We start from the raw sequence: 26,586 nt of genomic DNA, 5'->3' as shown, positions 1-26,586 counted from the left end.
GGATGAACAGTGTCACGCGCTACCCCTTTGATCCTCGCCACCGCGATCTTCATGGAGAACATGGACTCCACAGTGATCGCCACTTCGCTGGCCGCCATCGCCGCAGACATCGGCAGCGATCCGATTTCGCTCAAGCTGGCCCTGACCGCCTATCTCGTGGCGCTGGCCATCTTCATTCCGATTTCCAGCTGGATGGCGGACAGGTTCGGCGCGCGCAAGGTTTTCCGGATTGCCATGCTGGTCTTCATGCTCGGCTCAATCGGCTGCGCCCTGTCGGATTCACTGGCGCAATTCGTGGTCGCCCGCTTCATCCAGGGCATGGGTGGGGCGATGATGGGCCCGGTGGCGCGCCTTGTGCTCGTGCGCATGACCCCGCGCCATCAACTCGTCGACGCCATGGCATGGCTGACCATTCCCGGGCTGATCGGCCCGATCGTGGGGCCGCCATTCGGGGGCTTCCTCACCACGTTCTTCTCCTGGCACTGGATCTTCATCATCAACATTCCAATCGGCCTGCTTGGGATCGCGCTGGTGGGCTTCGCGCTGCCCAATGACCAGCGCAACAAGCCGCGCAATATCGATGGACGGGGCTTTGTGCTGGCAGGCCTTGCCTTTGCGCTCTTCGCCTTCGGCTGCTCGGTGGTGAGCCTGCCGGCGCTGCCGCCGATCTATGGGGTGATTGCCGCGTCGGTGGGGATCGGGCTGGGGTATCTCTATGTCCGGCACGCGCTTTCGACGGAATACCCGCTGCTGGACCTGCGGTTGCTGGCGGTGCGCAATTTCCGCATCACCATGGTGGCTGGCACGTTCTTCCGGCTGGGACAGGGCGCCACGCCGTTCCTGTTTCCCCTGATGCTGCAACTGAGCTTCGGCCTGACGCCTTTTGAAAGCGGCATGGTGACATTTGCCGGCGCCGTGGGGGCCCTGGTCGCCAAGTTTGTGGCGAACTGGATTTTCGCGCATTGGGGCTTCAAGTATCCGCTGGTGATTTCGACGGCGATTTCAGCGGCCGGCATTCTGGTCATGGGCTTTTACTATCCCGGCACGCCCATACCGCTCATGCTGGCAATCCTGGTCTTTACCGGCTTCTGGCAGTCGACCTTCTGGACCGGATCCAACGCCTTTACCTTTGCCGATGTCGAGGACAAGGATGCGGGACAGGCCAATGTGATGAGCCAGGTGTGGGGCCAGCTGATGTTCGCCATGGGCGTTGCCCTGGGCGGCGGCACGCTGGAGCTGGCGCACCGCCTGCGGGGCGGCGGCTCGCTGGAATTGTCCGACTTCCACATTGCTTTCTATGTGGTCGCGGCAGTGGGCACGGTGGCAACCTTCCTGTTCCTGCGCCTGCCCAACAATGCCGGTCACCAGCTGCGCAACAACCCGCACCTGCATTGACGATCGGGCTTATGGCCTCTTCGTCAACAGCAGGGGGGCGAATGCCGCAAATCCCGTTGTTTAGTCCAGCTTGCCGAGGACCGGCTCCAGATTGTCGAGGAACTGCTTCCAGCCGGCATGGGCGCCGCCATAGGCCTGCTTCTGGTCCGGACGGAATCCGGATTGATCGACGCGCAGATGCGTGCCCGAGCCGGAGGGCGTCAACGTGAACGTCACGGTGCTCTTCAGCGCATAGAGCGGGTCATCATTGGGAAAATCCCAGGAATAGGAGAGGCTGCGCTCTTCCTCGAAGGACAGCACCTTGCAGTCGAGCACCCCGCCCCACTCGCCGCGCAGCTTGAATTCGTGGCCGGTTTCGAGCGCAAAGTCATTGTTCATCAGCCACTCGGCGACGAGATGCTTCTGAGTCAGGGCCCGCCACAGCTTCGCGGCCGGATAGGGAAATTCGCGCTCGATGGTGACGGTGCGCAGATCGGTGTGTTCTGTCATTTTGGATTCCGGTTTTGAGCGATGGCAGCGCGCACGAGAGCCTTGAAGGCCGCGGCGTCGATGCTGTCCTTCTCGCGAAAGTCGATGGCCCGGCGGACATTGCCGGTGAGGCTGGAATTGAACAGGCCAGTGGGATCGTCCAGCGCTGCGCCCTTGGCGAAAGTGGTCTTTACCGCCGCCCTATAGACCTCGCCGGTGCAAATGATGCCGTCGCAGGACCAAACGGGATTTTCCCATTTCCATTCTTCGACTATAGCCGGATCGGACTCGAGGATCAGGGCGCGAAGCCGCGCCAGCGTCTGACCACGCCAATCGTCGTATTTGGCGATACGGTCGTCGATATGCTGTGCGGCCGTCTTTTCTGAAGGCATCTGTTTCTCCCGCTTTACATCTTTTCGCCGGGCAGGCGGCTGGCCTGGACAGCCCAATCGGCGATCTGCTCCGCGTCGATCTCGTCATCCTCATAGATATCGAGATAGCGGACCTCGGCCTGCTTTGAGGCGCCGGGCGGGATCGGATCGAGGCTCTGGCCGCGAAAGAACGAGACTTTCACGTATTTGGTCATGCAGTGATAGCCCATGAACCAGCCCTGCCCCTCGATGCCGTAGAACGGTGTGTTCCATTTGACCGCCTTTTGTACCGTTGGAACGGCATCGGTGATGATGGTGTCCAGTTGGCGGCCTACCTTTTGTTTCCAGCCCGGCATGGCGGCGATATAGCTCTGCACCACGGCGTCGCCATAGCCCTTGGCGATCTGGGGATTGCCGCCGGAGAGCAGGACGGTGCCATCGGGCTGCCGCTGCGGCGGGGTCTTGCGGGACGTATCGGATTTGCCGGGCATGGATCAGCTCGCCACCCGGCGGGCGGACCGCCAGCGCGACAGATATGGCACGGCAAACAAATAGAGCCCGCTGCCGAAAAGCAGGAACAGCGGCACCAGGGCCAGGAAATAGACCCAGGTGGGCACGGGCTCGCTGCCCGCCAGCATGATGGCCACGACATTGGCCAGGAAGCCGAAGGTAAAGGCCATGGAGAACCAGCGGTGGCTCTGCCTCATCCACTTGGCGATCATTGATCCATCCTTTTCAAGAGGTTTTCGAGGTCGTCGAACCGGCTTTCCCAAAAGCCGGCCATGGTGCGCGTCCAATCGAGCAGCGGCGCCAGGGCCGCCTGACGCGCGACATAATGGGTCTGCCGGCCCTCGTGCCGGTCGGATACGAGGCCAGCGTCGCGCAATACGGCGAGATGCTTGGACACGGTCGGCTGGGACACGCCCGCCCACCGGGTGAGCGCGCCGACGGTCTGCTCGCCCCCGCGACAGAGCTGCACGAACAGCGCCCGCCTGGTTGGGTCGGCCAGAGACCTGAAAATGGCGTCTTCCTGCTCGGACATTTCAATCCATGCACAATTGGCTATGAATTGACTTATAGCTGATCAGCTATGGGTGTCAAGCGGTGGTGAAGAGAATGGGCTGTTGCCATTCGAGCGTAGCTCTCATGACCTTCTTGCCTCGAATAGCCCCACCGGGGCTATTCATCCGCTTCGCGGACCGGCTGCTGCCATTCGAGCAAAGCTCTCATGGCCTTCTTGCCTCGAATAGCTCCACTGGAGCTATTCGTCCGCAGAGCGAACCGGCTGCTGCCATTCGAGCACAGCTCTCATGGCCTTCTTGCCTCGAATAGCCCCACCGGGGCTATTCGTCCGCAGAGCGGACCGGCTGCGAAGCCTTAAAGCCTTTGGCGACGAGGTAGGCTTCCGCCGAATCCTTGCGGCTCGATGGCGGCTTGACGTGGAAGGTGGTGGCAAAATGCCGCTTGAGCATGTGCAGGAGCTCGTGCTCCGTGCCGCCCTGAAACACCTTGGCGACGAAAGAACCGCCGGGCTTGAGAACCTCAATGGCGAATTCGGCGGCGATCTCGATGAGATGGACGATGCGCAGGTGATCGGTGGCGCGGTGGCCGGTGGTGGGCCAGGCCATGTCGCTCATCACCACATCTGCCTTATGCCCGCCCATGGCCTCGATCAGCATGGCGGGCGCGTCATCCTCGGTAAAATCCTTCTTGAGCAGGGTCACCCCGGCAATCGGGTCCATGTCGAGATAGTCGATGCCGACCACAAGGGGATTTTCGACGGTCGATCCGACGGCGGCCGCGGCCACCTGCGACCAACCGCCCGGCGCCGCGCCGAGATCGACGACATGCATGCCCTTCTTGAAGAGCCGGTGCTTGTCGTTGATTTCCTTGATCTTGAACGCGGCTCGGGAGCGATAACCCTCTGAGCGCGCGCGCGCCACATAGGGATCATTCAACTGCCGCTCGAGCCATTTGGTCGAGGCGACCGTGCGCCCCTTGGCCGTTTTCACGCGGATCTTGAGGTCCTTGTCGGACTTGCGGCCGCCGGTCCCCAGCGCCTTGTTATTGGCCATTGGACTGCCTCCTCGGATAACGGTTGGGCCGCTTGTAAGGCCGATCCTGGTCCATGAGCGAGATCAGGATGCCTTCGCGCAGTCCGCGATCGGCCACACGCACCCTCTCGGTCGGCCATTCGCGCCGGATCGCCTCGAAAATGGCGCAGCCGGGGAGCACCAGGTCGGCACGATCCTTGCCGATGCAGGGATGGGCCACGCGCCGCTCGAAGGGCATGCCCAAAAGGATGCGCATGGTGTCGTCCACCTGGTCCCGCCGCAGCCAGAGCCCGTCGACCTTCTGGCGTTCATAGCGCTCCAGGCCCAGGTGAAGACCGGCAAGGGTGGTCACCGTGCCAGATGTGCCGATCAGATGCACCGGGTTGGTGCTGATCATCTGCCGCAGCTTTTCGCGCCCGCGAAACTGGCGCAACTGCTCGGCGACATAGGCCACCATGGCCTCGAAGACCTGCGGCGTCACATCGACGCCACCAAATTTTTCGGCAATGGAAACCACGCCCACGGGCAGCGACTGCCAGGAGCGGATGGATGCCGACATGCGCCCCTGCTGCTTGGGACGGCCGCCGCGGAAATCGAGCCAGGCCAATTCCGAAGAGCCGCCGCCGATATCGAACATCAGGGCGCCATCGGCTCCCGCATCGATGAGATCGGCGCATCCGGTGACGGCAAGTTCGGCCTCGGTGCGGCGATCGACGATTTCGAGCTCGATGCCAAGCTCATCCCTGACCCGCGCCAGAAAGGCGGGACCGTTCTCGGCGGCGCGGCAGGCTTCGGTGGCAATGAGGCGCATCCGCGCGGGCTGGTGGTCACGCAGCTTGTTGCGGCATTGGCGCAAAGCCTCGATGGTGCGCTCCATGGCCGCGTCGGACAACCGCCCGGTGACCGAGACGCCCTCGCCCAGCCGGACGATTCGGGTAAAGCCATCAATGACGCGGAAACCGCGTTCGTGGGGGCGAGCGATCAGGAGGCGGCAATTGTTGGTGCCCAGGTCGAGTGCCGCATAAAGCGGGCCCCGGGCGCGGCGTGGCGCTGAATTATGGGTCTGCCGCGAACCGGCCGGCGGAGGCGCCAAGGCGCCGCGATCGCTCCGGGGCGTCCCGGACGATTCACCGGACCCTGCCCCGGCCAAAACGGCCGAGTCAGCGGCGGACCGATCAGACTCGGTCACTTCAGTCTCCTTCGTGCCCGGTCGCCAGGCCCTAGCTGGCCGCGCCCGAAATGCACTTCGCGTTACGTGTCACCGGTGACGGTAGAGCAAGGGGGGCCGCAGCGCAATGAAAACGATGTCCCCAACTGCGGCACGCTGGCCGCTTGCAATCCGGCGCCAGTTTGTCTAATGAGACCCCGCGCCGCGCCAAACAGCCCCGCTGCCCCGCGCGCCGCCCAGCCATGAGGCTCATGCTGGGGAATAGTTCAACGGTAGAACAGCGGACTCTGACTCCGTCGATCTTGGTTCGAATCCAGGTTCCCCAGCCAATTCTCCCTAAGTCATTGGCGATGGGCTGCACTTCCAGCGAGACGGCTGGCACCTGCATCGCCGTTTTGGGCGTCACCGAAATATTCGAATAGGCCGACTGGGCACCGAATATCCAAGCGGCCAGAGGGTCGGTGAGGCTCACCGGCGCGGGTGTGGTCGGCTCAGGGTCGGCTTTTCGGAATAGGCCTGCAATAGGCTTCGGTAACGGCAAATTCTCTGATCTTGCGGTATTCTAATACCGCACTATGCCTGAGCGAGAACGAAATGTGAATCTCCCATAGTGGAAATTTAGCGTTTTTTGTTCTCGATCATTCCCATCGCGATCCCGCCTACGACGAACAGTGCCCCCCCAATCACGGCAAGGCCAAGCCCAAGGACGCCTGGCAAAGACGTATAGCCGAAGAAGGCAACCAGAGGCCCCCCGATTAGCACCATAGAGCATTGTAAACCGTCACTCCCGGCGGCAACGGTTCTTTACCCTCTCGTTCTCTCAGCTGTTTCGCCAGATCATCATATTGCGCGGCTGTAATCTCGCCCCTAGCAAGACGTTCTTTTATTATTTGATAAGGATCACTCATTGGCCCACCCAAAACAAAGTCATCGAACTTCCATTATGTTCATTCTCTCTGACATATAGCGTCAGAATCACGGCCAAAATCGATTGCAAGCTTTATTGCTGTTCGCTCATCAAATTGACGCCGCTCAAACGGGGTCTCTTCACGCATCGCGCTACTGGCGCCAGTCAGATTTGGACCGCTATAGTTAAGACCGGACAGGATGCGTCCCTCGCCTGTTTCACAGATAAACTCGACTCTTGTGATCTGGGAACCTTCGCCACCTCCAGCAACCGCGTTGATTACTGTCATCTGGACAATTCTAATGCCGCCTCCGAAATTAAGTCTTCGATCCTCTCGTTCGTGAGAATCGGAGATGAAGACCGTCTCGGCGATAGGAAAAAACCCTTCGAAGGCAACGACCTTTGAAGCGGGTGCACAAGCGACACAGACTAGTGATAATAAGGCCGATGAGCTGATTATTCGACGCACTGTGCCCCCTCTCGTGCCGACAATACTTCGTAACTCAAGCCCCCTAGTGCTTAAGCAATTGGGAAGAATAAGAATTCTAACCTTCTAGAAAGCCCCTTGTCTGTCAATTACGGAATGCAAAGTAGGGTGCCGAATCCATCTTTTGCCGTGCCAATCGGCGCTCTTCGTCCTTAGAGAGCGTCTCACAAAGGTGGCCCACTTTGGCCCACTTTTCTGAACGATGATCTTGATAACCCATTGAAAAGACTATACTACTATCGACATTGGGAGTGTCCAGGTTCCCCAGCCAATCTTTTTCTTCGCGGTGAAATCGACGGCTTAGCCAAACCCATTCGCAGGGTTCGTTAGCACCTTTCGCTAGCATTTCGAGGTGTGGAAAAGCGGCTGGGCTGACTTGCGTGAATCGTCCATTCTTCTCGGAGATGGAGATACCTCTATGGACCTGATGACCGGCCTCACGGCACTGGGCGAGGCGACCAAGATCGCCAAGGCCCTTCGCGACATTGAGCGCGACTTGGACTCTTCCACCTACAAGGCCCAGATGGCTGAGCTTTACAGCAACCTAGGCGATGCAAAGATTGCACTGACCGATGCGCGAGAGGAGCTGAGAGCACGCGACCGAGAGATCGCCGCCCTCAAGGCACAAATTGCCACGTTGAAGTCCGGAGAAAGCTGCCCGATCTGCCAGTCCGGACGCCTCAAAGTCACGGCATCCAACGCGCACCCACAGTTTGGCGTATTCGGCCACCAGGAGAGAACCTTGACTTGTGACAATTCAAGCTGCGGTCATACGGAGTTACGCAAGTATGTGCCTCCTGAGGGGAGGTAGCACTTGGACCTTACCCAATTTCTCACGCTGGCCGCTTACGCTGGCATCATCAGCACCGTGCTCACGGCGATCTGGAACCCGGCGTCATCGACCTGACAGACGATAACGGAAGGAAGGTCGGCACGATTTGCGAAGTTCACTCTGAAGGCGATCCGTTCACCGACGAAACGCCGAACTAACCGCAAACGCACCAGCGCCCCCAAACCATTAAGGTCACGCGGCGCTGGTGCTTGTTCGTGGTCAACTCACATCAATCACCGGGCGCAATGCGCCCAATGATCATTTCGCTCATTTGACACCTGCTATTGCTGGCGGCGGACGACGTTGCGGCCGGAGAGCTGGGTGAGCACGGCAAAGCTGGTCATGCTGAGGGCGGCGTAGGAGCTGGAATGTCCCTCGTCGCGCGGCAGGTAGAGAATTTGCCCCTCGCGGCAGGCGTGGAGGAAATCACAGAAGCCCGGCATGACGGCTTCGAGGGCCTGTTCGGCGATAGCGGCTGTCTCGCCCCCTTCTGCGCGATAGGTGACGAAGATGACGTCTGCATCGAGTTCAGGCAGGCGCTCGCCGGTGAACTCGCCCTCGCCACCTTCGCCCAGGGCTTCGACCGCTTCAGGGAAGGTGAAGCCGGCGTCGCGCAGGATCTTGCCGAGACCGCCATAGGTGTGGGTGACGTAGAACACCCCTTGATTGCCCTGCATGACATTGACGGTGGTGTTCTCGACATCCACCAATTTCTTGATCTGGGCGATCTGCTCCTGGTACCGGCCTTCGAGGCTGGTCAGCCTGTCCTCGGTGCCGGTGAGCTCGGCGAGCGCCTGATACATGTCGATGCCGCGGCGCGTGGTGCTGTCGAAGACGATGGTGGGCGCAATGGCCTCCAACTGGTCGAGGGGCGCGGTCTGCCACGGAATCGTGAGGATCAGGTCCGGTTCGAGAGCGGCGACAGCCTCGATATCGGCCGGAAGATTGCCGACGAACTCGATGGCGGAGGTGGAGAAATCCACACCCGTCAGCATGGCGCTGGACCGGATATAGGGCTCGCCCGCTTCAGTGGTGCGGCCATGTGAGCCGACCGGCACGACGCCCAGTTCAAGCAGCGGCACTGTGAGATTGCTGTCGTGCAGGGACACGATGCGCAGGGGTTTGACGGGCACCTCGACCACACGACCCAGATCGTCGGTGAAGGAGCGTGTCTCCTGCGCGAAGGCAGAGGCGGCGATGAGCGGGAGCGCGACAAGCGCCCCGAAAAGGACTTTGCGAATGGTCATTCTTGTCTCGTGGTTTGGGACTTATTGTGCAGGTGGGAAGTCGAGCGACCCCAGCGCGGTCGTCATCGCATAGGCGATCATGGTCAGACCGACATAGGAGGTGGCCCAACCTTCCTCGCGCGGCAGCAGGATCATCCGGCCCTGCTGGCAGGCGGTAAGCAAGGCGCAGTAGCCCGGCAGCGTGGTTTCCAGTTCGGCATTGGCATCAGCCGGGGTCTCCCCCCGATCGCCGCGATAACTGACGAAAACGACATCGGCATCGAGATTGGGCAGGACCTCGGCGCTCAGCTGTTCCGAGGTGCCCTCGGGCATGTTCTCGATGAGGTCCGGAAAGCGGAAACCGGCGTCCCGCAGCACCCGGCCGAAGGACGAATAGGGATTCCAGACCGACAGATTGCCATTCTGGGCATGAAATGCGCTGACCGTAGTGCTGGTATCGGCGACGCGCTTGAGCTGGTCGATCTGCGCCTGGTAGCGCGCCTTGAGGGCCTCGAGCCGGTCACTGGTTCCGGTGATATCGGCCAGAATGTCGTAAAGGGCGTAATCGTCGCGCAGACCCGACTGGGTGTCGATGACAATGGTCGGCGCAATCAGTTCGAGCTGCTCGACGGCGGCCTGTTGCCAGGTCGTGGTGATGATGAGATCGGGGTCGATGGCGGTGAGGGTTTCAAGGTCGACCGGGTTGTCACCAAGATCGGCGATGTGACCCTGGGCAATGTCCTGCCCCGTCAACAGCAACGAAGCACGGATCATCTGCGACCCGTCGGCACCCGGCCGGGCGTGGCTGGCGATCACCGGTGCGCCCAGTTCCAGCAGCGGCACGGTCAATTCGATGTCATGCAGTGCCGCGATGCGAAGCGGGTCGGCCGGAATTTCGACCACCCGCCCCAGATCGTCGGTGAAACTCCGCGTGTCCTGAGCCATGGCCGGGACGACGGAAAAGAGGGCTGCGATCAGCGCCGCAGCCAGGGATGGCTTGACCAAGATGGTTCTCCAAATTTCGGGTTGGGGCCTGAATTTCGGGGATGGTCAGGTGTTGCTGTGGGCCGTCACCTCGTCGAGACACCAGCGCAGCATGGGTTCTCCACCACCCTCCGCCACGGTTTCGCAATTGCCCTGAACCATGAAGCTCTGGGCGTGAAGGCGGATGGCCAGGTGAGACCCGGCCACATGGGCACTCAAGGTCAGGTGCATGCCCTCGCTGGTCTCGGCGGGAATGTCGCCTTCGAGCGGTATCTCCCGGAGGATGTGACCATGATCGGCGGCCCAGCGCATGGCCGCCAGCTCGGCCACCTGGGCCGGCTCCGGCTGGCCGGAACGGCCCTTGTAGGCGGGAAGAAATATCTCGCCGCGCTCAAGGGCTGCCAGAAAGGCGGGCGCCAGGCCGGCCGTCATGCGCCCGTAACGCTGGCGCTGGGGCATCACCAACAGCGACGCTGCCATGCGGCAGCCACCGATATGGGTGGCCTGGACAATATTGAACTTGTCGGGGTCGGCGATGGCCACCAAGGCCTTGTAGGTGGAAAAACCATTGCGGGCGCAGCAGGCGTCGCGCCGGCTGTCGGTGCAGCAGATGATCGTGGTTCGCGCGTCAGGGGTGCCATCGAACATGACGCCATCCACATAGTTGCGGATGGCCACAATGAGTTCATCCTCGTCAGCGATGTCTGTACGGATATTTTCCGGCAGGGCATGAAGCGTGGGCAAGCTGCCCTCTGCCTCCACCTTGTCCACCAGCGCCACATGCAGGCCCGCCATGGCGGCATCATGCAGGGCCTTGCAAAGAGCCGGTGACATATCGACCGACTCCCAACGCGGCGTGCGCCATTTTCCACGCGGCCAGGCCAGCATGAGGATGCGCTGCGGCGCATCCCCAAGGCCTTCGAGTGGCTCGCCGCGCTGCTGGCAAAGATCGGTGCAGAAGACGTGCTTGCCCATGATCCTATTCTTCGAAGGGCGTGAAGGGACGTGCCGTGATATTGCTTTCGATCAGCTCCAGGGCCAGATCGAGGCCGGTCATGGTCGGGCCGAAGGTCGGACCGGGGAGCAGGAGGAACTGGCCGTTCTGGCAGGCGGTCAGGGCCTGGCACCAGCCCGGGGCGAAGGTCTCGTAGGCGGCGCGCACCGTCGCCGGCGTGGCATCGGGCTGCTGGCGGTAGAAACCGAAGATGAAATCGGCATCGAGATCCTGGATCAGCTCGGCGCTATAATTGGTCTCGTTGTCGGCCAGGGCGGCAACTGCGGCGGGCTCCTTGAAGCCGAGATCGCGCACGACCTGGGCAATGGCACCCAGATTGCCGGTATGCTTGTAAACCCACATCTCCTCGCCCGCCGGGAAGACAAAGGTCATGGCGACCGAAATATCCTCGGGCGTTTCCAGCCATTCGCGCGTGCGGGCGACATTGCTCTGATAACGCGCCAGCCGGGCTTCGAAGTTGCCGGTCTTGCCGGTGATATCGGCGAACGTGCGCAGTGTCTCGATAATGCCGAGCTCGTTGTTGTTGATGATCAGGGTCGGCGCCACGGACTGCAGCTGCTCGGCCACGGCGGCGTCGGTGTAAGGTCCGCCGATGATCAGATCGGGCTGAAGCGCTGCGATAGCTTCGACATCGAGTGCGTTGAATCCACCGACATATCCGATATCCGAGTTGGCAAAATCGATGCCCAGCGTATCCATGCCGCCGCGCATGAAGTGATTGCCATCCGCATCAGTGCGGCCGGCAGAGCCGACCACCGGAGCGCCCAATTCATAGAGCGGCAGGGCAACGATCTGGTCGTTGAGCGCGACGATGCGCTGCGGCGCCACGGGAATGTCGAAAGTGCCATTGGCAGCCGTAAAGGAGCGCGTTTCCTGCGCCATGGCTGGAATGGAGAATGCGAGCGCCAGGGCGACCACCAGGGTCCCGAGTTTGGTCATGTGCATGTGTTGTCTTCCTGATTAACTGAAGAGACTACTGGCGCGCGTCGGGAACGACGGTCGCGGCATCGCCGTCGGTCGCGGCTTCGAGCATCGGGACGATGGCATCGAGCGCAACCGGAATGGACAGCAGCGACACTCGCGCCATGGCGGCTACCGGCAGGTTGCCGAGGAAAACCTCGCCGCCGTTCTTGCTGGCGCGCAGAAACTCGCGGCCCGGCTCGGCCAAGGTCTTTTCCACGAGGTCGTCGGTGACGTAGTAGACCAACACGTCCGCATCGATCACTTCGAGCTGCTCGGGCGACAGTTCGAGCCAGAATTCTTCTGGATCATCCATCTCCGCCATGGCCGGCGTCTGGGAAAATCCCATCTCGTACAGGAACTTGGCACGCACATCGTAAGCCGAATAGGCCCACGGCGCTCCATCGTCGATGCCGCCGAGAACGGCGGTCATGCCGGACCATTGCGGATGCGCTGCGGCAATGGCGGTCAACTGCTCATCAATGGCTGCGATCTGGCTTTCGGCGCGAGCCTCCTCGCCGACCGCACGGCCAACCATGCGCGCCCGATCTTCCCAGGACAGACCGTAGTCACTGGAGTCCGCGGGCACCGCAACGACGGGTGCGATCAGGCTGAGCTTGTCGTAGGCGTCCTGGTCGATGCCTGAATAGAGCGCCACGATCAGGTCCGGGTCGGTCGCGGCGATCGCTTCATAGTCGAGGTCGCCTTCAAGCAATACCGGCTCGGTGGTCAGCAGGTGCTCGGCCCATGGGCCGGCTGTGTGGGCAAATCCATCCATGGGACGCCACTGCCGCACGGTCACCGGCGAGACGCCGACGGCCAGCAGATTGTCGATGCCGGCATAGTCGATGCTGGCCACGCGCTCGGGCTTGGCCGGAATGACGGTAGTGCCGAACTTGTGCTCGATGGTCAGGGGAAACTCCTGCGCCAGACTAGGCGCAGCGAGCAGCAGGGCGGCGGTGCTGGCTGCCAGCAGGGTATGAAAATGCCGGGTGGACATGTGACGCTCCGATTAATGCGATGACTGGTGCCGGCTGCGCATCAGCAGCAGCACGAAGACGGGGACGCCGATCAACGATGTGAGGATGCCGGCGGGAATTTGTGTCGGGGCAAAGGCGGCGCGACCGACAAGATCGGCGAGGCCCACGAGCGTGGCGCCTAAGAGGGCTGTCAGCACCAGGTGAAGGCCCATGCCTGCCGGCGCCAGGCGCCGCGCGGCGTGCGGGGCAATGAGGCCGACAAAGCCGAGCGGGCCAACCACAGAAGTGGCGATGGCGGCAAAACCGACGGCAATGGCCAGTTGCATATTGCGCACCAGGGTAACCGGCGCGCCGAGACCCGTTGCGGCCGCCTCTCCGAAACGCATGGCGCTCATCGAGCGGCTGATCAGCATCAGGGCCGGGAACAGTACGGCAGTCCAACCGGCCAGGGTCCAGACATCGTTCCAGCTAGCGGCGTTGATGGACCCGGCCAGCCATGCCAGCGCCGCCATGGCGCGGTCGATCTGCCCATAAGTGAGCAGGATCGAGGTCAGCGACGAAATGAACGCCGAGAGACCGATGCCCATCAGGATGAAGCGAATGGTGCTGCCGCCCTGGCGCGTATGGGACAGGGCGCGGATCGCCGCGGCGACGAGGATGGACCCGGCAAAGGCAATCCACGGCCGCAGGCCGGTATCGAGTTCGGGGAACATCACCGTGAGCCCGACGACGGCCAGTGCAGCACCCTGGCTGATCCCCACAAGCGAGGGATCGGCGAGGCTATTGCGGGTGGCGTTCTGCAGAACGGCGCCGGACAGGGCCATCATGGCGCCGACCAGGGCGGCGCAAATGGTGCGCGGGAAGCGGAACTCCCAGACCACATTGTCGATGGCACGGCTGATGGTGACGCCGCGCAGGGTCTCCCAGACTTCGCTTAAGGCGACACCGTAACTTCCGGTAGCCAGACTGACGCAGGAGACCAGGGTCAGGCAGACCACAAGCAGGCCGGCGAACACTGTGCCGCGCACAGGCAGGCGCAGGGCAATGCGTTCGGCGGGACTGCGCAGGACAAACTGGCTGGGCGGATTGGCGGACGACATCAGCGGGTCCTCCGGCGGACCAGATGGACGAATAGCGGAGCACCGACCAGGGCGGTGATGATGCCTGTGGAGATCTCGCGCGGCGGGATGGCGACGCGGGCGATCACATCCACGGAAACGAGATAGGCCGCCCCGACCAGCGCCGAATAGGGCACGATCCAGCGATAGTCCGACCCTACATAGAGGCGCACCACATGGGGGATGACGAGACCGATGAAACCGAGCGGGCCCACCAGCGCCACCGAGCAGGCGGTGAGCACGACGACGACGGCAAGCAATTGCAGCTTCAGCGGGCCGGTCCGCACGCCCAGGCCCTGGGCAACTTCATCGCCCATGGCCAGCGCCGTGACCCGTGGGGCAAGCAGTACGCCGGCGATGATCGCCACCAGCATCGGCGGGCCGACATACCAGAGCAAGGTAATGTCGCGCCCGGACAACGATCCGGTCAACCAGACCCGGAGATTCTCGAACGTGTCCTGATTGAGCAGGTGAATGACCGAAATTATCGTGCCGAGAAATGCACTGACGGCTGCACCGGCAAGAGTCATGCTGAGCGGGGTCGGCCCGCCCGGAACCATCAAGGAAATGCCATAGACCAGCACGGCTGCGCCGAGCGCGCCGGCCATGGCGATCCACGGGGTCAAGGCCATGGCCGTGAACCCGAACACCGAATGCGCCACGACCACCGCAAAGGCGGCGCCCGCTGTCAGCCCCAGGAGGCCCGGATCTGCCAATGGATTGCGGGTCACGCCCTGCATGAGCGCTCCGGCCAGCGAGAGGCACGCGCCCACGATCACCGCCAGAACCGCGCGCGGCAAGCGCAGGTTCTGCACGATGACGTGGTCGAAAATGGTCGGATCGAACCGGATCAGCGCATCCACCACGGTGGCGATCGGCAATTGCTTGGCGCCCACGGCAATGTGCAGCAGGAATACCCCGGCCAGCGCAGCCAGCAGGATCGGCACGCCGCTCCAGGCACGCACCGGGTGTTTTACTGTGACCGGGACGGCAGCGATGGTCATTGCGCGGCCTCGACCACGCGGCGTCGCGCCCCGAAGGGCACACAGACCAGCCGGCCGCTGACGGGATCGCGCAGGACGTTGGCATCGAGCCCGAAGACGTGCTTTAGCCGGTCAGCGGTAAAGATATCGTCGGGCCGGCCCGAGGCGACGATCTCGCCGTCCTTCATCATCACCAGGTGATCGGCATAGGCTGCGGCAAGGCTGAGTTCGTGCAGGACGATGACCAGCGTGCGGCCGCGCTCATGCGCAAGACCGGTCAGCAGGTCCATCAGATCGACCTGAACCTTGAGATCGAGAAATGTCGTGGGCTCGTCGAGCAGGATCAACTCGGTTTCCTGGGCCAGCACCATGGCCACCCAACAGCGCTGACGCTGGCCGCCGGACAGGGTATCCACGGCACGATCGGCGAAGTCCGTGACGCCTGCCGTGGCCATGGCTCCGTTGACAGCGTCTTCGTCCTTCTCCGTCCATTGGCGCAGCAGGGATTGATGCGGAAAGCGCCCCTGTGCGACCAGCTCACGAACGGTCAGACCCTCGGGCGCGATCGGGCCTTGCGGCAGGAGGCCGAGGCTGGCCGCGACGGCCCTTGTATTGAGCGTGTGAATAGTCTTGCCATCGAGCAGCACATGGCCGTGCGTGGGCACCAGAATACGTGCCATGGTCTTGAGCAGGGTGGACTTCCCGCAGCCATTGGGGCCGATCAGGATTGTGACTTGTCCGTCGGGAATGACGAGATCGACTGCATCGAGCACGCGCGTATCGGCGTAGCCTGCCTCGATCCCCAGAGCTTCCAATCTGCTCATGCCGGTCGCTCCTGTTCCTGACGATATCCTGCTCGGGGCAAACCCATAAACATGACCACATCAATCATGTTTGGTGGCGCATACACCAAATTGGATGAACACTGTCAAGTTTGACACAGCCGCAAGGCGCAGGAAAGCGCCGACAATGGCGGTATGGTTTCCGCCGGCCAGCTGTTATTGTGCGCCGGGGTCAACTCTGGAGCACACAATGAAGCTCTCCGCCTGTATCGAATGGCTGTTTTCGGACGCCACCGGCAATTTCGTCGAGCGAATCCGGTTGGCCAAGAAGGCCGGTCTGGATGCGGTGGAATTCTGGTTTTGGAGCAACAAGGACATCGACGCGATCGAGCGTGCCCTGGCTGAAACAGGGATGAGCCTGAGCGGCTTTGTCGCCGAACCCAAGATTGCCCTGACGGACCCCGCGAACCGGGAGGTCTTTCTGCTAGGGCTCGCGACATCCGTACAAACCGCCCGGAGGCTGGGCGCGAAGGTGCTCATCGCCCAGGCTGGCGACGACCTGGCGGGCCGCAGCCGCGAGGAACAGCGGCAAAGCCTGGTCGAAACCTTGCGTGCGGCGGCCGATGTGCTTGAGGGCAGCGGTGTGCGGCTTGGCCTCGAGCCGCTCAACACGCTCATCGACCACAAGGGCTATTATCTGGGCTCGACCGTGGAAGGGCTCGATATCGTCGAGGCGGTGGCGCGGCCGGAAATCGGCATCGTCTATGATCTCTATCATTCGGCGGTGATGGGGGAGAAGACCGAAGAGGTGCTGGCCGGACGGGTCGGTCATGTGATCCATGTCCATGTCGCAGATCACCCCGGCCGCAATGATCCCGGCCAAGGCGGGATCGATCTCGACCAGAGACTCAAGTGGTTGTTCGCAAATGGGTATTCGGGCGCCGTGGGGCTTGAATACCGGCCGGCAGGCTCCACCGCCGACGCCCTGCCCGGCGTGCGCGCGGCATTGGGCGCGGCAGGTTAAGCAGCGACGGGCGCCACGCCTCTTGTAAGTTACGGCAGCATCGCATACTCATATTTCAACACTTTTTGAGATATTGAAATATGAATGAAAAGCAGGCTCTCGCCGCATTTTCTGCCATGGCACAGGAAACGCGACTGCGCATCGTGCGCATGCTCGTCGAATCCGGTCCGGAGGGCTTGCCCGCAGGTGCGATAAGCGAGGCCGTGGGGGCGACGTCGTCCGGCGCCTCGTTTCACCTTGCTCAGCTTGAAAGAGCCGGGCTGATCCAGTCACACCGCGAGTCTCGTTCGATTATCTATTCGGCCAGCTTTGACGGGTTGGCGAACCTTATCGCTTTCCTCATGCAAGACTGCTGCTCGGGCCGCGCCGAAGTCTGCGGACCGGCCGCCAATGTTGCGGCAACCTGCCTTGCCAGTTCACAAGGGGCCGGATGTGACTGCTGAAACAATCCGTTCCGGCATATCGCCTCGACTGTCATCCCTCGCCAGACCCCTGGCGGCGGAGTTTCTCGGCACAGCCGCCCTGGTTGCCGCAGTGGTCGGGTCCGGCATTATGGCAGACGCATTGACGCCCGACACGGCGCTCGCGCTGCTGGCGAATACGATTGCGACGGGCGCAATATTGGTGGTGCTCATCAGCGCTATCGGGCCCATTTCCGGGGCCCACTTCAACCCGGCCGTTTCCATGGTTTTTGCTTTGCGTGCAGACATATCCTGGCGAGCCGCCCTGGCTTACATGGCCGCGCAGATCGCAGGTGGCCTCGCCGGCGTGGGCGTCGCTCATGCCATGTTCGACCTGCCGATCCTGCAGCTTTCAATGGCCACGCGAACAGGTACCGGGCAGTGGCTATCGGAGGGCATTGCAACGTTCGGGCTGATCGCCGTGATCTTGGCGGGTATAAAATTCGAGCGCAAAGGCGTGCCGATGCTGGTCGGGCTCTATATTTCGGCGGCCTACTGGTTCACCGCCTCAACCTCTTTTGCAAACCCTGCGGTGACCATCGCCCGCAGCCTGACCGACAGCTTTTCGGGTATTCGAGCGCAGGATTTGCTTGGCTTTGTTCCGGCCCAGATAGCCGGGGCCCTTGCCGCTGCCGCGTTGATGGCATGGTTGCTTGGCTCGAAGACATCGAACGAAACATCGACCACCCAAGAGGAAGTTCCGTGAGCGTCACCATCTACCACAATCCCGAATGCGGCACGTCGCGGAATACTTTGGCGATGATCCGGCAGTCGGGTGTCGAGCCGGAGATCATCGCCTATCTCACAGCGCCGCCGACGCGGGCAGTTGTCGAAAAAATGATTGCGGATGCAGGACTTAGCGTGCGGGAGGTCCTGCGCCAGAAGGATACGCCATACGACCAGCTCGGGTTGGCGGACGCTGCCAGAACGGATGCGGAATTGCTGGATGCCATCGGGCAGCACCCGATCCTGCTCAATCGACCCTTCGTGGTGACGCCCCTCGGAACCCGGTTGTGCCGGCCTTCGGAAGTGGTTCTCGACATCCTTGAAAACCCCGATATCGGGCCGTTCACCAAGGAAGATGGCGAGGTCGTCATCGATGCGGAAGGCCGCAGAATCAGGTGATTTCCGGCGTTTGCATCGGGCTGGAAACATAACCTGCAATGAGCCGGGCGAGGGCGTCCAGGGAGGCCATGTGGGTGCGTTCCCAGCCGTGGGAGCTGTCGAGGGAAAAGCAGACGAGACCGACGCGAAGGTCCCAGCCAGCCTCGACGGCGGCGGCGCTATCGGAGCGGTAGTGGCGGAAGGTATCGCGTTCGCATTTGATGCCGTAACGTTCACACACTGCTAGCATTTGCCGGATCATGCGTGAATCGAACGGTCCCTGCCGATCGCGCATGGCGATGGTGACGGCGTCGTCACGCGATGCCTGGTTGGGAGCGGTCACGGCATTGTCGATGGCCAGCAATTCCTCGACTTCCGGGCCAAAACCATGGGTGCCGCCGATGCCGATCTCCTCGGCAATGGTGAACATGGCCTGGAAGGGAACGGCCACCTCGACCCTGCCCTCGGAAATCGCCTTGATAACACTTAGCAGCACTGCGCAGCCGGCTTTGTCGTCGAGATGGCGTGAGACGACGAAGCCGTCGACAACCTCGGGCTGGGCATCCACGGCAACCATATCGCCGACATTGAATCCGGCGGCGACGAGCGCACCGCGATCGGGCAGGATGGCATCGACGCGGATTTCGAGATTGTCCCAATCGGCTGGCTGGGTGTCGACTTCGGTATTGAAGCGATGGCCTGAGGCCTTGAGGGGGAGAATGGTGCCGCGATGGGTGGCGGTGTCGGAAAAGATGGTGACGCGCGCGCCCTCGGCGAAGCGGGCGGCCCAGGTGCCAGTATTGCGCAGAGCGAGGCGGCCGTTGGGCTTGAGTTCTGTGACCATGGCGCCAAGGGTGTCGAGATGGGCGGCCAGGGCGCGGCGGGGCGCCCCCTGCCCCACTTCGACATAGAGCACGCCGCGCCGGGTGTATTTCGGGGTAAGGCCAAGTTCGGTCAGCCACCCGGCCATCAGCGCCACCGCCGCATCGGTCATGCCGACGGGGCTCGGCGTGTTCACCAGCTGCAAAAGGCGGTCGAGCAGGTAGTCGCCGTCGATCATCGGGCGCTCCGCTTGCGGCGCGGCGCGGCGTCTTCGCTGAGGAAGCGGTTTTCGAGCCTGGCCTGGAGCTGAAGCATGTGCTGCTCGGCTTCTGCCATGTGCTCGGTGAGGATGGCGGTGACGGCGGTCACATCGCGCCGGCGCATGGCGGCGATGAGATCGCGCTGATGCTGGATGCCGCCGGCGCGCGCCACCGGCTCGGGCTGGACATAGATGTCCTGGGCGATGGCCAGATCCTTGAGCAGACGCTGCAGGAAGCGGCAGGTAAAGGCCAGAATGGGATTGTCGGAATATTCGGCGACAATGCCATGGAAATCGAGCTCGGCCATGCGCTGGTTCCAGCGCTCCGTGGCGTCGGCCGGCTCGTGATCATAGACCGAGATGATGGCTTCGAGGCGCTTGAGGCCGGCCTCGTCGATATGCGGCGTGGCGCTGGCGGCGACAAGCGGCTCGAGCGCCTTTCGCATCTCGTAGATATTGGCGATGGAAAGGTTCTTGGCGAAGAGGAAGTTGGAGAGCAGGCTCATGGCCCGGCCTTCCGACATCCGCTCGATGAAGGCGCCGCCGCCCGGCCCGGTGCGCACCGAGATCAGGCCCTGAACCTCAAGCGCCTTGAGGGCTTCGCGCACGGTGCCCTTGCTGGCCGCGAACTGGGAGATCAGGTCACGCTCCTGCGGCAGGCGATCCCCTGGCCCGAGGCCATGTTCGACGATCATGCGCTTGATGGCGTCGACGATTTCGTCGGTGCGCTTGCGACGGGGCGGGGTCGACATTTCAGCCTCGAGTCCGGGCATGGGCACCGTGTCATCCCCGCGAAAGCGGGGACCTCCGTCGCGTAAACTGGGGTTCCCGCTTTCGCGGGAATGACCCGGTGGGGGAAGGGAATGATCCGGTGGGGGAAGGAAACGACGCGGTGGCCAAAGAGATTGACCCGGTGGATGAGGAGTTATCCGGGTCAGGAGACCCCCACCCAACCTCCCCCTGACAGGGGGAGGAGCGCATCGCATTTGCCCGAATGTTTGCGCACCAATGGCCGCCCCCTCTTCCTTTCACGGGAAGGTTGTGTCGGGAAGTGACCTGATAGAGTGAGGACAGGGTCATGCGGCGTCCGGGGCGGTGAGGCGCGGGGCGCTGGAGATGAGCGTCCGCGTATAGTCGTGTTGCGGCGCGGCGAAAAGCTGGGCCGCTGGGCCGGTTTCCACCACCTCTCCCAGATACATGACGGCGACGCGATCGGAAATCGATTCGACCACGGCCAGGTCGTGGCTGATGAACAGGTAGGACAGGCCCAGATCGTCGCGCAACTGCTGAAGCAGCAGCAGAACCTGAGCCTGCACCGAGACGTCGAGGGCGCTGACGGGTTCGTCGAGAACCAGAATGCGCGCTTCGGCGGCAAGGGCGCGGGCGATGGCAATGCGCTGGGCCTGGCCGCCGGAAAATTCATGCGGGAAACGGTCCAGCGTGTCGCGCGGCATCTGCACGGCATCGACCAGTTCCGCCTTGCGGCGGGCGCGGTGATCGCGGTCATACCCGCACAGGATGCGCAGGGGCACATCGAGAATGTCGCCAATGGTTTTTCGCGGGTTGAGCGAAGCCACGGGATCCTGAAACACATATTGGATGGTGCGGCCAAAGGCGCGGGAGCCGGCGGAGGCCAGGGTCTCCCAGGGCTTGCCGTCAATGGTCATCGTGCCGGCAGTGGGGTGTTCGAGCCCAACCAACATGCGGGCCAAGGTGGATTTTCCCGACCCGCTTTCCCCGACAATGCCGAGCGTTTCCCCACGGATAAGATCGAGCGTGATGCCTTTGACCGCCTGAACCTCGCTGGATTTGCGGCCGAACAGGTTGCGGCCGTCACCGAAGGTTTTCACAAGATCGCGGATTTCCACTGCCTTGTCGCTCATGGACGTGCCTCCGCAAACAGGGGCCGGACGCGTTCGAGAAAGCCGTGGCCCTCGCCCAGTTCCGGGACGCAGGCAATGAGCCGCCTGGTGTAGTCGTGCTGGGGATCGCGCAGGATGGCCTGGGTGTCGCCCTGCTCGACGATTTCGCCATTTTTCATCACCGCCACGCGGTCGCAGACCTGGGCGACAACGCCGAAATCGTGGGTGATGAGCAAGAGGGCGAGACCACGCTCGCGGCGCAATTGCTGCAGCAGATCGAGAATGCGGGCCTGAACGGTGACATCGAGCGCGGTGGTCGGCTCATCGGCAATGATGATGTCGGGATCATTGGCCAGAGCCATGGCAATGCCAATGCGCTGGCGCTGCCCGCCTGAAAGCTCGTGCGGATAGGCCGAGGCGCGGGCGGCCGCATCGCGGATGCCGACGGTCTCCATGAGGTCCACGGCACGGCGATGCGCTTCGGCCTTGCCGACATTTTCATGCACGAGGATGGCCTCGGCAATCTGCTCGCCGACGCGGAACAGGGGATGGAGCGTGGTCAGCGGGTCCTGAAAGACATAGGCGACGCGGCCACCGCGCAGGGCGATTAATTCCTGTTCGCGCAGGGAAAGAGTATCCCTGCCCTCGACATAGACGCCGCCACCGGTGACGACGCCGGGCGGCGAGGCAACCAAGCCCATGATCGAGAGTGCCGTCACCGACTTGCCTGAACCGCTTTCCCCAATCAGGCCCAGACATTCGCCCTTATCGAGGGTGAAGCTGATATTGCGGACAGCCGGGGTGACGCTGGCGCCGGTATCGAACCCGGTCGACAGCTTGTCGACCACCAAAGCCGGGGCATCGGCCAGGGTCGGCTGCGGCCTGGTCTTGCGGTCGATTTTGGTCACCGGCATGGGCCGGTCGAGGGCGCCGGAGCGCAGGCGCGGATCGAGCACGTCGCGGATGCCATCACCCAAGAGGTTGATGGACATGACGAGGACGAAAATCATCACGCCCGGAATGATGGAGGCATGGGGCGCGGTGAACAGTTGAGCGCGGGCCTGGCCGAGCATGGAACCGAGATCGGAGGTCGGCGGCTGGGCGCCGAGGCCGAGGAAGCTGAGGCCGGCGGTTTCAAGGATCATCCAGCCGACTGTGGTCGACATGGTGATGACGATCACCGGCAGCACATTGGGCAGGACTTCGGTGAAGAGAATGGCGGCGTGGCTCTTGCCCGACAGGCGCGCCGCATCGACAAATTCGCGATTGCGGATGGACACGGTGACGCCACGAATATTGCGGGCGAAGAAGGGAATGTTGACCAGCGCAATGGCGTAGAGCGCATTGAGCAGACCCGGCCCCAAGGCCGCGACGATGGCGATGGCCAGAAGAATATAGGGAAAGGCCATGAGCATATCGACGAGGCGCATCAGAATGCTGTCGGTGGCGCCGCGCGCATAGCCGGCGACGAGGCCGATGAGCGAGCCGAAAATGGCGGCCAGCGCCGTTGCACTGATGCCGACCAGCAATGAGACCTGGGTGCCCCAGATCAACCGCGAGAGGATATCGCGGCCGAGGTGATCGGTGCCCAAGAGGTGCCCGTCGCTGAGCGGCGGCAGGAGGCGATTGGGCTGATCGGTAATGTCCGGATTGGGCAGCGGCAGGATCGGCGCCAGGACAGCCACGAGGACGATGAAGCCGAAGATGAACAGCCCCGCGGCAGCGAGCCTATTGGCCATGAGCAATTGCCAATTGCCGCGGCGCTGGTGGGCGACGGGCGGAACTGTGGCGGGAAGATCGGTCATGCCTTGAGCCTCGGATCGAGCATGGCCTGGGCGACATCGGCCAAAAGGTTGACGAGGACATAGACCGTGGCGGCGACCAGCACCCCGCCCTGCACCAGCAGCAGGTCGCGGGTGGAGACGGCCTTGACCAGCATCTGGCCGAGGCCGGGCCACTGGAACACGGTTTCGATATAGACGGCGCCACCGAGCACGAAGCCGGCCTGGATGCCGAGAACCGGAATGATGGACACCAGCGCCGCGCGGAAGGCGTGGCGATAGATGACCTTGTTCTCGGAGAGGCCCTTGGCGCGGGCGGTGCGGATGAAATCCTGCCGCAGGACTTCGAGCATGGCCGCGCGGGTGAGGCGCGCCACGACGCCGGTGGCCACGATGGCCAGGGTGCCGGCGGGCAGAATGAGGTGGCGCAGGAGATCGGGGAGGTCACCGCCGCCATAGACGGCATACATGCCCGAGGCGGGCAGCACCTTCAGTTGCACCGCGAAGAACAGGATGAACACCAGGCCGAGGAAAAAGGCCGGCATGGAAATGCCGATCAGCACGAAAAAGGTGACGATGCGGTCGGTCCAGCCGAACTGGCGGACGGCCGAGACGATGCCGGCGAGGATGCCGAGCACCGAGCAGATGACCAGCGAGGCACCGGCCAGGACCAGCGTGGCGCCAAAGCGTTCGATGACTTCATCGAGCACCGGCCGGTTGAGGATGTAGGAACGCCCGAAATCGCCCTGCAGCAGATTGCCGATCCAGATGACGTATTGCTCGGGCCAGGAGCGATCGAGGCCCAGGGCGCGATTGATGCGCTCGACATTGTCGGGGGTGGCATAGGAGCCGAGCAGGGCCTGGGCCGGATCGCCGGGGATCAGCTTCATCACCAGGAAGACGATGATGGAGAGACCGAGAATAACCGGGATCGCGGCGAGGAGGCGCTTGGCGATGTAGGCGGGCATGGTCGGGTCCTCCTTCTGACTTCGTGCAAGCAGATGGGCCAGAACCCCTCATCCGCCCTTCGGGCACCTTCTCCCTCAAGGGGAGAAGGGAGGCGCGGTGCCGCCCCGTTCGCATTGCTCCCCTCTCCCCTTGAGGGAGAGGGTGGATCGGCCGCAGGCCGAGACGGGTGAGGGGTTTCCCCCACCCGCAGCCAAGCCTACTGCTTGGTCACATCCCGCAGCACCAGCGAGAAGTCCGGCTGGAGTTCGAAATCGCCGACGGCGCTGGTGACGACGGCGTTCTGCTTCCAGTTGGCGACGAAGAGCCAGGGGGCGTCTTCGTGGGTGATGGCCTGGACCTGCTTGTAGAGCTCGGCGCGCTCTTCCGGATCGGTCGAGAGGCGGGCCTGGTCGAGCAGCGCGTCCACTTCCGGATTCGAATAGTAGGACGAGTTGAAGCCGCCCTCGGCCGGGAAGGCCGCGGTGCGCAGGGTCAGGAAGGGCAGCGTATCGGGGTCGGAGGTCATCCAGGCCATTTCGGCCATGTCCGCCTTGCCTTCGAGACCCGGGTTCACCTCGGAAAGGAAGGTGTTCCACTCATAGGTCTGGATCTCGACATCGAGGCCCACGGCGGCCAGATCGGCCTGGATCGCGGTGCCCATGGGGACCGGATCGAGCATACCCGAGCCGCCTTCGGTGACAAGGAAGGTGACCGATGCGCCTTCGGCCCCAGCCTCGGCCAGCAGTTCCCTGGCCTTGTCCGGATCGTAGGGATAGGGGTCGACGTCTTCGTTATAGGCCCAGTTGAAGGCCGGCGGGATGGGGCCAGCTGAGACTTCGGCGGTGCCCTGAAGCACGTCGTTGACCAGACTCTCCTTGTTGACCGCGTAGTTCACCGCCTGGCGGACGCGAACATCGGCGAAGGGGCCTTCCTTGGCGTTGAGCATGACGTACCAGACATGCGGGCCAACGGCTTCCACCACCTGGTAGTTGGCGTCGTCGCGGAACTGGGCGACGTTGTCGGGTGGGGTTTCGAGCAGAACGTCGATACCGCCGGAGAGCATTTCGGCGACGCGGGTATTGGCGTCGGTGATGGGACGGAAAATGGCGGCTTCCAGCGCCGGGGCGCCATCCCAATAGGCGTCATTGCGCGAGGCGACGACACGGGTATTGGACTGCCATTCCTCGAACTTGAACGGGCCGGTGCCGACCGGATTGCGCCCGTAATCGGCGCCGAACTGTTCCACCGCGGCCGGGGAGACAATGAGGCCGGTGGGCGAGGCCAGGTTGGACATGAAGGGCGCGAAGGGCTCGTTGAGCGTGAATTTCACGGTCAGGTCATCCACCACTTCGACGCTCTCGACGGACGAGAAGAAGAAGGACAGCGGGAACGGGCCGGTATCGGCGAAGGGATGGCTTTCATCCAGCATACGGTCGAAGTTGAACTTGACCGCATCGGCATTGAACGGGGTGCCATCGTGGAAGCTCACGCCTTCGCGCAGATTGAAGGTGTATTCCAGCCCGTCATCGGAAATGGTCCAATCGGTGGCGAGCGCCGGCTCGATTTCGAGCGTGCCGGACGTGTTGCGCACCAGGCCGTCATAGATGTTCACGGCAATGCGGAAATCATTGGCCGCCGTGGACACATGCGGGTCCAGCGATGCCGGCTCGGCAATCTGACCGACGATCAGCACATTGGGCGGCGTTTGAGCGGCGACCGGCGACACGAGCGCCAGCGCGGTGGCGGCGAGCAAAGGTGCCAGGCCATACCATTTGGATTTCATCGAAACCTCCTTGCGTTCCCTCGACCATTGCCTCACGGCCCTTACCGTGAGACAAGGAATGGACAATTTATCATCATAAATATCGCGCAACGTCAATTTATGATGATAAATTTATAGGGAGTAGTGACGGGCATGACGTTTTCGATAGTGGCGCGCGACAAGCTGACAGGCCAGTTGGGGGTCGCGACCGCGACCGCCGGGCCGGCGGTGGGATCGCTGGTACCACATGCCCAGGCCGGCGTTGCGGCAATTGCCACTCAGGCCCTGACCAACCCCTATCTCGCCTTCGACTTCCTGGCGCGCGCCGCCGAGCTTGGCGCCGAACAGGCGCTGTCCGCAGCGCTGGACGCGGACCCGGACAGGGAGCGCCGGCAGGCGATCGGTATCGATGCGCAGGGGCATATCGCGGCCTGGACGGGCGAACTCTGCCAGGACCATGCCGGACATATGGTGGATGACGGCCTTGCCGTGGCGGGGAATATTCTGAGCGGACCAGACGTGCTGACAGCCATGGTGGAAGCCGGAAAGGCCGAGGCACCGTTGGCCGAAAGGCTGATGGGCGCGCTCGAGGCCGGCGCCGCTGCGGGCGGGGACAAGCGCGGCATCAATTCGGCGGCACTCAAGGTTTTTGGCGCGGAAACCTACCCGATCGTGGATGTACGGGTGGACTGGTCCGAAGATCCGCTCCCGGCGCTTTTATCGCTACTGGAGCGGACGCTGAGCGGCGGCTATGCGGATTTTTTCGCGCAGGTACACCGGCGCGGCGCCGCAGGTTAGCCGACAAATCGGGCTCCGGACCATTCCGAAGCCGC

Annotated in this window: 29 protein-coding genes and 1 tRNA gene; 8 read left to right on the top strand and 22 right to left on the bottom strand. The window is 62.7% G+C overall.

Features of this window, described 5'->3' with window-relative positions; translation table 11 throughout:
* The first annotated feature begins 9 nt into the window (after positions 1 to 9).
* Complete coding sequence (locus KIT02_RS00870; protein ID WP_297581024.1) at positions 10 to 1,395, top strand: MDR family MFS transporter; 1,386 nt, start codon at positions 10 to 12, stop codon at positions 1,393 to 1,395.
* A gap of 60 nt (positions 1,396 to 1,455) precedes the next feature.
* On the opposite strand, the gene KIT02_RS00865 is transcribed toward KIT02_RS00870, so the two are convergent.
* The 7 genes from KIT02_RS00865 to KIT02_RS00835 all read right to left on the bottom strand — a co-directional run bounded on the left by KIT02_RS00865 (position 1,456) and on the right by KIT02_RS00835 (position 5,477).
* Positions 1,456 to 1,884, bottom strand: a complete 429-nt coding sequence (locus tag KIT02_RS00865) for an SRPBCC domain-containing protein (RefSeq protein ID WP_297581022.1) — start codon at positions 1,882 to 1,884, stop codon at positions 1,456 to 1,458.
* The gene (locus KIT02_RS00860; RefSeq protein ID WP_297581020.1) at positions 1,881 to 2,255 is read right to left on the bottom strand and encodes a DUF1801 domain-containing protein; all 375 of its coding nucleotides are present in this window, start codon (positions 2,253 to 2,255) and stop codon (positions 1,881 to 1,883) included. Before KIT02_RS00860 ends, KIT02_RS00865 begins: the two co-directional genes overlap by 4 nt.
* Before the next feature lie 14 nt (positions 2,256 to 2,269).
* Positions 2,270 to 2,725: a DUF1801 domain-containing protein gene (locus KIT02_RS00855; protein WP_297581018.1), complete on the bottom strand. Its 456-nt coding sequence runs from the start codon at positions 2,723 to 2,725 to the stop codon at positions 2,270 to 2,272.
* Between the two features lie 3 nt (positions 2,726 to 2,728).
* A complete protein-coding gene (locus KIT02_RS00850; protein ID WP_297581015.1) occupies positions 2,729 to 2,956 on the bottom strand; it encodes a hypothetical protein in 228 nt (75 codons plus the stop codon).
* Positions 2,953 to 3,276, bottom strand: coding sequence for a metalloregulator ArsR/SmtB family transcription factor (locus KIT02_RS00845; protein ID WP_297581013.1), 324 nt, complete (start codon positions 3,274 to 3,276; stop codon positions 2,953 to 2,955). Before KIT02_RS00845 ends, KIT02_RS00850 begins: the two co-directional genes overlap by 4 nt.
* Before the next feature lie 301 nt (positions 3,277 to 3,577).
* Positions 3,578 to 4,309, bottom strand: a complete 732-nt coding sequence (locus KIT02_RS00840) for an RlmE family RNA methyltransferase (protein ID WP_297581011.1) — start codon at positions 4,307 to 4,309, stop codon at positions 3,578 to 3,580.
* A complete protein-coding gene (locus tag KIT02_RS00835; protein ID WP_297581009.1) occupies positions 4,299 to 5,477 on the bottom strand; it encodes a Ppx/GppA phosphatase family protein in 1,179 nt (392 codons plus the stop codon). The genes KIT02_RS00840 and KIT02_RS00835 overlap by 11 nt, the downstream gene beginning before the upstream one ends.
* Before the next feature lie 234 nt (positions 5,478 to 5,711).
* On the opposite strand from KIT02_RS00835, the gene KIT02_RS00830 reads away from it, so the two are divergent.
* Positions 5,712 to 5,785, top strand: a tRNA-Gln gene (locus tag KIT02_RS00830).
* A gap of 618 nt (positions 5,786 to 6,403) precedes the next feature.
* Here KIT02_RS00830 and KIT02_RS00825 read toward each other — a convergent pair.
* Positions 6,404 to 6,652, bottom strand: coding sequence for a hypothetical protein (locus KIT02_RS00825; protein ID WP_297581007.1), 249 nt, complete (start codon positions 6,650 to 6,652; stop codon positions 6,404 to 6,406).
* Positions 6,653 to 7,268: 616 nt separating this feature from the next.
* On the opposite strand from KIT02_RS00825, the gene KIT02_RS00820 reads away from it, so the two are divergent.
* Positions 7,269 to 7,661 carry a hypothetical protein gene (locus KIT02_RS00820; RefSeq protein WP_297581004.1) on the top strand — a complete coding sequence of 131 codons (393 nt, stop codon included), beginning with the start codon at positions 7,269 to 7,271 and terminating at the stop codon, positions 7,659 to 7,661.
* 302 nt (positions 7,662 to 7,963) lie between these two features.
* On the opposite strand, the gene KIT02_RS00815 is transcribed toward KIT02_RS00820, so the two are convergent.
* The 8 genes from KIT02_RS00815 to KIT02_RS00780 are packed head-to-tail and all read right to left on the bottom strand — an operon-like array spanning position 7,964 to position 15,772.
* Positions 7,964 to 8,929 carry an ABC transporter substrate-binding protein gene (locus tag KIT02_RS00815; protein ID WP_297581001.1) on the bottom strand — a complete coding sequence of 322 codons (966 nt, stop codon included), beginning with the start codon at positions 8,927 to 8,929 and terminating at the stop codon, positions 7,964 to 7,966.
* A gap of 21 nt (positions 8,930 to 8,950) precedes the next feature.
* Complete coding sequence (locus tag KIT02_RS00810; protein ID WP_297580998.1) at positions 8,951 to 9,913, bottom strand: ABC transporter substrate-binding protein; 963 nt, start codon at positions 9,911 to 9,913, stop codon at positions 8,951 to 8,953.
* A 45-nt stretch (positions 9,914 to 9,958) separates the two neighbouring features.
* Positions 9,959 to 10,867 (bottom strand): sucrase ferredoxin, encoded by a 909-nt coding sequence (locus KIT02_RS00805; RefSeq protein ID WP_297580995.1) that lies wholly within the window; start codon positions 10,865 to 10,867, stop codon positions 9,959 to 9,961.
* Between the two features lie 4 nt (positions 10,868 to 10,871).
* On the bottom strand, positions 10,872 to 11,852 hold the full coding sequence (locus KIT02_RS00800) for an ABC transporter substrate-binding protein (protein ID WP_297580993.1): 981 nt from the start codon (positions 11,850 to 11,852) through the stop codon (positions 10,872 to 10,874).
* Positions 11,853 to 11,880: 28 nt separating this feature from the next.
* Positions 11,881 to 12,867 (bottom strand): ABC transporter substrate-binding protein, encoded by a 987-nt coding sequence (locus KIT02_RS00795; protein WP_297580991.1) that lies wholly within the window; start codon positions 12,865 to 12,867, stop codon positions 11,881 to 11,883.
* A gap of 12 nt (positions 12,868 to 12,879) precedes the next feature.
* Complete coding sequence (locus KIT02_RS00790; protein WP_297580989.1) at positions 12,880 to 13,947, bottom strand: iron ABC transporter permease; 1,068 nt, start codon at positions 13,945 to 13,947, stop codon at positions 12,880 to 12,882.
* Positions 13,947 to 14,969: an iron ABC transporter permease gene (locus tag KIT02_RS00785; RefSeq protein ID WP_297580986.1), complete on the bottom strand. Its 1,023-nt coding sequence runs from the start codon at positions 14,967 to 14,969 to the stop codon at positions 13,947 to 13,949. Before KIT02_RS00785 ends, KIT02_RS00790 begins: the two co-directional genes overlap by 1 nt.
* Positions 14,966 to 15,772 carry an ABC transporter ATP-binding protein gene (locus tag KIT02_RS00780; RefSeq protein WP_297580983.1) on the bottom strand — a complete coding sequence of 269 codons (807 nt, stop codon included), beginning with the start codon at positions 15,770 to 15,772 and terminating at the stop codon, positions 14,966 to 14,968. Before KIT02_RS00780 ends, KIT02_RS00785 begins: the two co-directional genes overlap by 4 nt.
* Before the next feature lie 208 nt (positions 15,773 to 15,980).
* On the opposite strand from KIT02_RS00780, the gene KIT02_RS00775 reads away from it, so the two are divergent.
* From KIT02_RS00775 to arsC, 4 genes are all read left to right on the top strand, one after another.
* Positions 15,981 to 16,754: a TIM barrel protein gene (locus KIT02_RS00775; RefSeq protein ID WP_297580974.1), complete on the top strand. Its 774-nt coding sequence runs from the start codon at positions 15,981 to 15,983 to the stop codon at positions 16,752 to 16,754.
* 80 nt (positions 16,755 to 16,834) lie between these two features.
* Positions 16,835 to 17,197, top strand: a complete 363-nt coding sequence (locus KIT02_RS00770; protein WP_297580971.1) for a metalloregulator ArsR/SmtB family transcription factor — start codon at positions 16,835 to 16,837, stop codon at positions 17,195 to 17,197.
* A 28-nt stretch (positions 17,198 to 17,225) separates the two neighbouring features.
* The gene (locus KIT02_RS00765) at positions 17,226 to 17,921 is read left to right on the top strand and encodes an MIP/aquaporin family protein (protein ID WP_297585417.1); all 696 of its coding nucleotides are present in this window, start codon (positions 17,226 to 17,228) and stop codon (positions 17,919 to 17,921) included.
* Positions 17,918 to 18,340: an arsenate reductase (glutaredoxin) gene (gene arsC / locus KIT02_RS00760; RefSeq protein ID WP_297580968.1), complete on the top strand. Its 423-nt coding sequence runs from the start codon at positions 17,918 to 17,920 to the stop codon at positions 18,338 to 18,340. Before KIT02_RS00765 ends, arsC begins: the two co-directional genes overlap by 4 nt.
* Here arsC and KIT02_RS00755 read toward each other — a convergent pair.
* From KIT02_RS00755 to KIT02_RS00730, 6 genes are all read right to left on the bottom strand, one after another.
* Positions 18,333 to 19,379, bottom strand: coding sequence for an osmoprotectant NAGGN system M42 family peptidase (locus KIT02_RS00755; RefSeq protein WP_297580966.1), 1,047 nt, complete (start codon positions 19,377 to 19,379; stop codon positions 18,333 to 18,335). The two genes, arsC and KIT02_RS00755, sit on opposite strands and share 8 nt — an antisense overlap.
* Positions 19,376 to 20,152, bottom strand: coding sequence for an FCD domain-containing protein (locus tag KIT02_RS00750; protein ID WP_297580962.1), 777 nt, complete (start codon positions 20,150 to 20,152; stop codon positions 19,376 to 19,378). Before KIT02_RS00750 ends, KIT02_RS00755 begins: the two co-directional genes overlap by 4 nt.
* Positions 20,153 to 20,476: 324 nt before the next feature.
* Positions 20,477 to 21,283: an ATP-binding cassette domain-containing protein gene (locus KIT02_RS00745; RefSeq protein ID WP_297580959.1), complete on the bottom strand. Its 807-nt coding sequence runs from the start codon at positions 21,281 to 21,283 to the stop codon at positions 20,477 to 20,479.
* Complete coding sequence (locus KIT02_RS00740; RefSeq protein ID WP_297580956.1) at positions 21,280 to 23,067, bottom strand: dipeptide/oligopeptide/nickel ABC transporter permease/ATP-binding protein; 1,788 nt, start codon at positions 23,065 to 23,067, stop codon at positions 21,280 to 21,282. The genes KIT02_RS00745 and KIT02_RS00740 overlap by 4 nt, the downstream gene beginning before the upstream one ends.
* Complete coding sequence (locus tag KIT02_RS00735) at positions 23,064 to 24,011, bottom strand: ABC transporter permease (RefSeq protein WP_297580954.1); 948 nt, start codon at positions 24,009 to 24,011, stop codon at positions 23,064 to 23,066. The genes KIT02_RS00740 and KIT02_RS00735 overlap by 4 nt, the downstream gene beginning before the upstream one ends.
* Before the next feature lie 197 nt (positions 24,012 to 24,208).
* On the bottom strand, positions 24,209 to 25,774 hold the full coding sequence (locus KIT02_RS00730) for an ABC transporter substrate-binding protein (RefSeq protein ID WP_297580951.1): 1,566 nt from the start codon (positions 25,772 to 25,774) through the stop codon (positions 24,209 to 24,211).
* Positions 25,775 to 25,906: 132 nt separating this feature from the next.
* On the opposite strand from KIT02_RS00730, the gene KIT02_RS00725 reads away from it, so the two are divergent.
* Positions 25,907 to 26,551 carry a DUF1028 domain-containing protein gene (locus KIT02_RS00725; protein ID WP_297580948.1) on the top strand — a complete coding sequence of 215 codons (645 nt, stop codon included), beginning with the start codon at positions 25,907 to 25,909 and terminating at the stop codon, positions 26,549 to 26,551.
* Positions 26,552 to 26,586: the final 35 nt, after the last annotated feature.

The sequence above is a fragment of the Devosia sp. genome (assembly GCF_025809055.1).
In the GTDB taxonomy this organism is placed as follows: domain Bacteria; phylum Pseudomonadota; class Alphaproteobacteria; order Rhizobiales; family Devosiaceae; genus Devosia.
This window is presented reverse-complemented; position numbering and strand designations above follow the sequence as displayed.

What these genes read in the sequence shown, in the direction of transcription:
- KIT02_RS00755 (WP_297580966.1), bottom strand. Translation starts at nt 19,379, where the DNA reads ATGATCGACGGCGACTACCTGCTCGACCGCCTTTTGCAGCTGGTGAAC.
- KIT02_RS00790 (WP_297580989.1), bottom strand. Translation starts at nt 13,947, where the DNA reads ATGTCGTCCGCCAATCCGCCCAGCCAGTTTGTCCTGCGCAGTCCCGCC.
- KIT02_RS00775 (WP_297580974.1), top strand. Translation starts at nt 15,981, where the DNA reads ATGAAGCTCTCCGCCTGTATCGAATGGCTGTTTTCGGACGCCACCGGC.
- KIT02_RS00785 (WP_297580986.1), bottom strand. Translation starts at nt 14,969, where the DNA reads ATGACCATCGCTGCCGTCCCGGTCACAGTAAAACACCCGGTGCGTGCC.
- KIT02_RS00840 (WP_297581011.1), bottom strand. Translation starts at nt 4,309, where the DNA reads ATGGCCAATAACAAGGCGCTGGGGACCGGCGGCCGCAAGTCCGACAAG.
- KIT02_RS00850 (WP_297581015.1), bottom strand. Translation starts at nt 2,956, where the DNA reads ATGATCGCCAAGTGGATGAGGCAGAGCCACCGCTGGTTCTCCATGGCC.
- KIT02_RS00860 (WP_297581020.1), bottom strand. Translation starts at nt 2,255, where the DNA reads ATGCCTTCAGAAAAGACGGCCGCACAGCATATCGACGACCGTATCGCC.
- KIT02_RS00825 (WP_297581007.1), bottom strand. Translation starts at nt 6,652, where the DNA reads ATGACAGTAATCAACGCGGTTGCTGGAGGTGGCGAAGGTTCCCAGATC.
- KIT02_RS00745 (WP_297580959.1), bottom strand. Translation starts at nt 21,283, where the DNA reads ATGAGCGACAAGGCAGTGGAAATCCGCGATCTTGTGAAAACCTTCGGT.
- KIT02_RS00865 (WP_297581022.1), bottom strand. Translation starts at nt 1,884, where the DNA reads ATGACAGAACACACCGATCTGCGCACCGTCACCATCGAGCGCGAATTT.
- KIT02_RS00740 (WP_297580956.1), bottom strand. Translation starts at nt 23,067, where the DNA reads ATGACCGATCTTCCCGCCACAGTTCCGCCCGTCGCCCACCAGCGCCGC.
- KIT02_RS00805 (WP_297580995.1), bottom strand. Translation starts at nt 10,867, where the DNA reads ATGGGCAAGCACGTCTTCTGCACCGATCTTTGCCAGCAGCGCGGCGAG.
- KIT02_RS00780 (WP_297580983.1), bottom strand. Translation starts at nt 15,772, where the DNA reads ATGAGCAGATTGGAAGCTCTGGGGATCGAGGCAGGCTACGCCGATACG.
- KIT02_RS00730 (WP_297580951.1), bottom strand. Translation starts at nt 25,774, where the DNA reads ATGAAATCCAAATGGTATGGCCTGGCACCTTTGCTCGCCGCCACCGCG.
- KIT02_RS00770 (WP_297580971.1), top strand. Translation starts at nt 16,835, where the DNA reads ATGAATGAAAAGCAGGCTCTCGCCGCATTTTCTGCCATGGCACAGGAA.
- KIT02_RS00795 (WP_297580991.1), bottom strand. Translation starts at nt 12,867, where the DNA reads ATGTCCACCCGGCATTTTCATACCCTGCTGGCAGCCAGCACCGCCGCC.
- KIT02_RS00845 (WP_297581013.1), bottom strand. Translation starts at nt 3,276, where the DNA reads ATGTCCGAGCAGGAAGACGCCATTTTCAGGTCTCTGGCCGACCCAACC.
- KIT02_RS00725 (WP_297580948.1), top strand. Translation starts at nt 25,907, where the DNA reads ATGACGTTTTCGATAGTGGCGCGCGACAAGCTGACAGGCCAGTTGGGG.
- KIT02_RS00800 (WP_297580993.1), bottom strand. Translation starts at nt 11,852, where the DNA reads ATGCACATGACCAAACTCGGGACCCTGGTGGTCGCCCTGGCGCTCGCA.
- KIT02_RS00750 (WP_297580962.1), bottom strand. Translation starts at nt 20,152, where the DNA reads ATGTCGACCCCGCCCCGTCGCAAGCGCACCGACGAAATCGTCGACGCC.
- KIT02_RS00815 (WP_297581001.1), bottom strand. Translation starts at nt 8,929, where the DNA reads ATGACCATTCGCAAAGTCCTTTTCGGGGCGCTTGTCGCGCTCCCGCTC.
- KIT02_RS00735 (WP_297580954.1), bottom strand. Translation starts at nt 24,011, where the DNA reads ATGCCCGCCTACATCGCCAAGCGCCTCCTCGCCGCGATCCCGGTTATT.
- KIT02_RS00855 (WP_297581018.1), bottom strand. Translation starts at nt 2,725, where the DNA reads ATGCCCGGCAAATCCGATACGTCCCGCAAGACCCCGCCGCAGCGGCAG.
- KIT02_RS00820 (WP_297581004.1), top strand. Translation starts at nt 7,269, where the DNA reads ATGGACCTGATGACCGGCCTCACGGCACTGGGCGAGGCGACCAAGATC.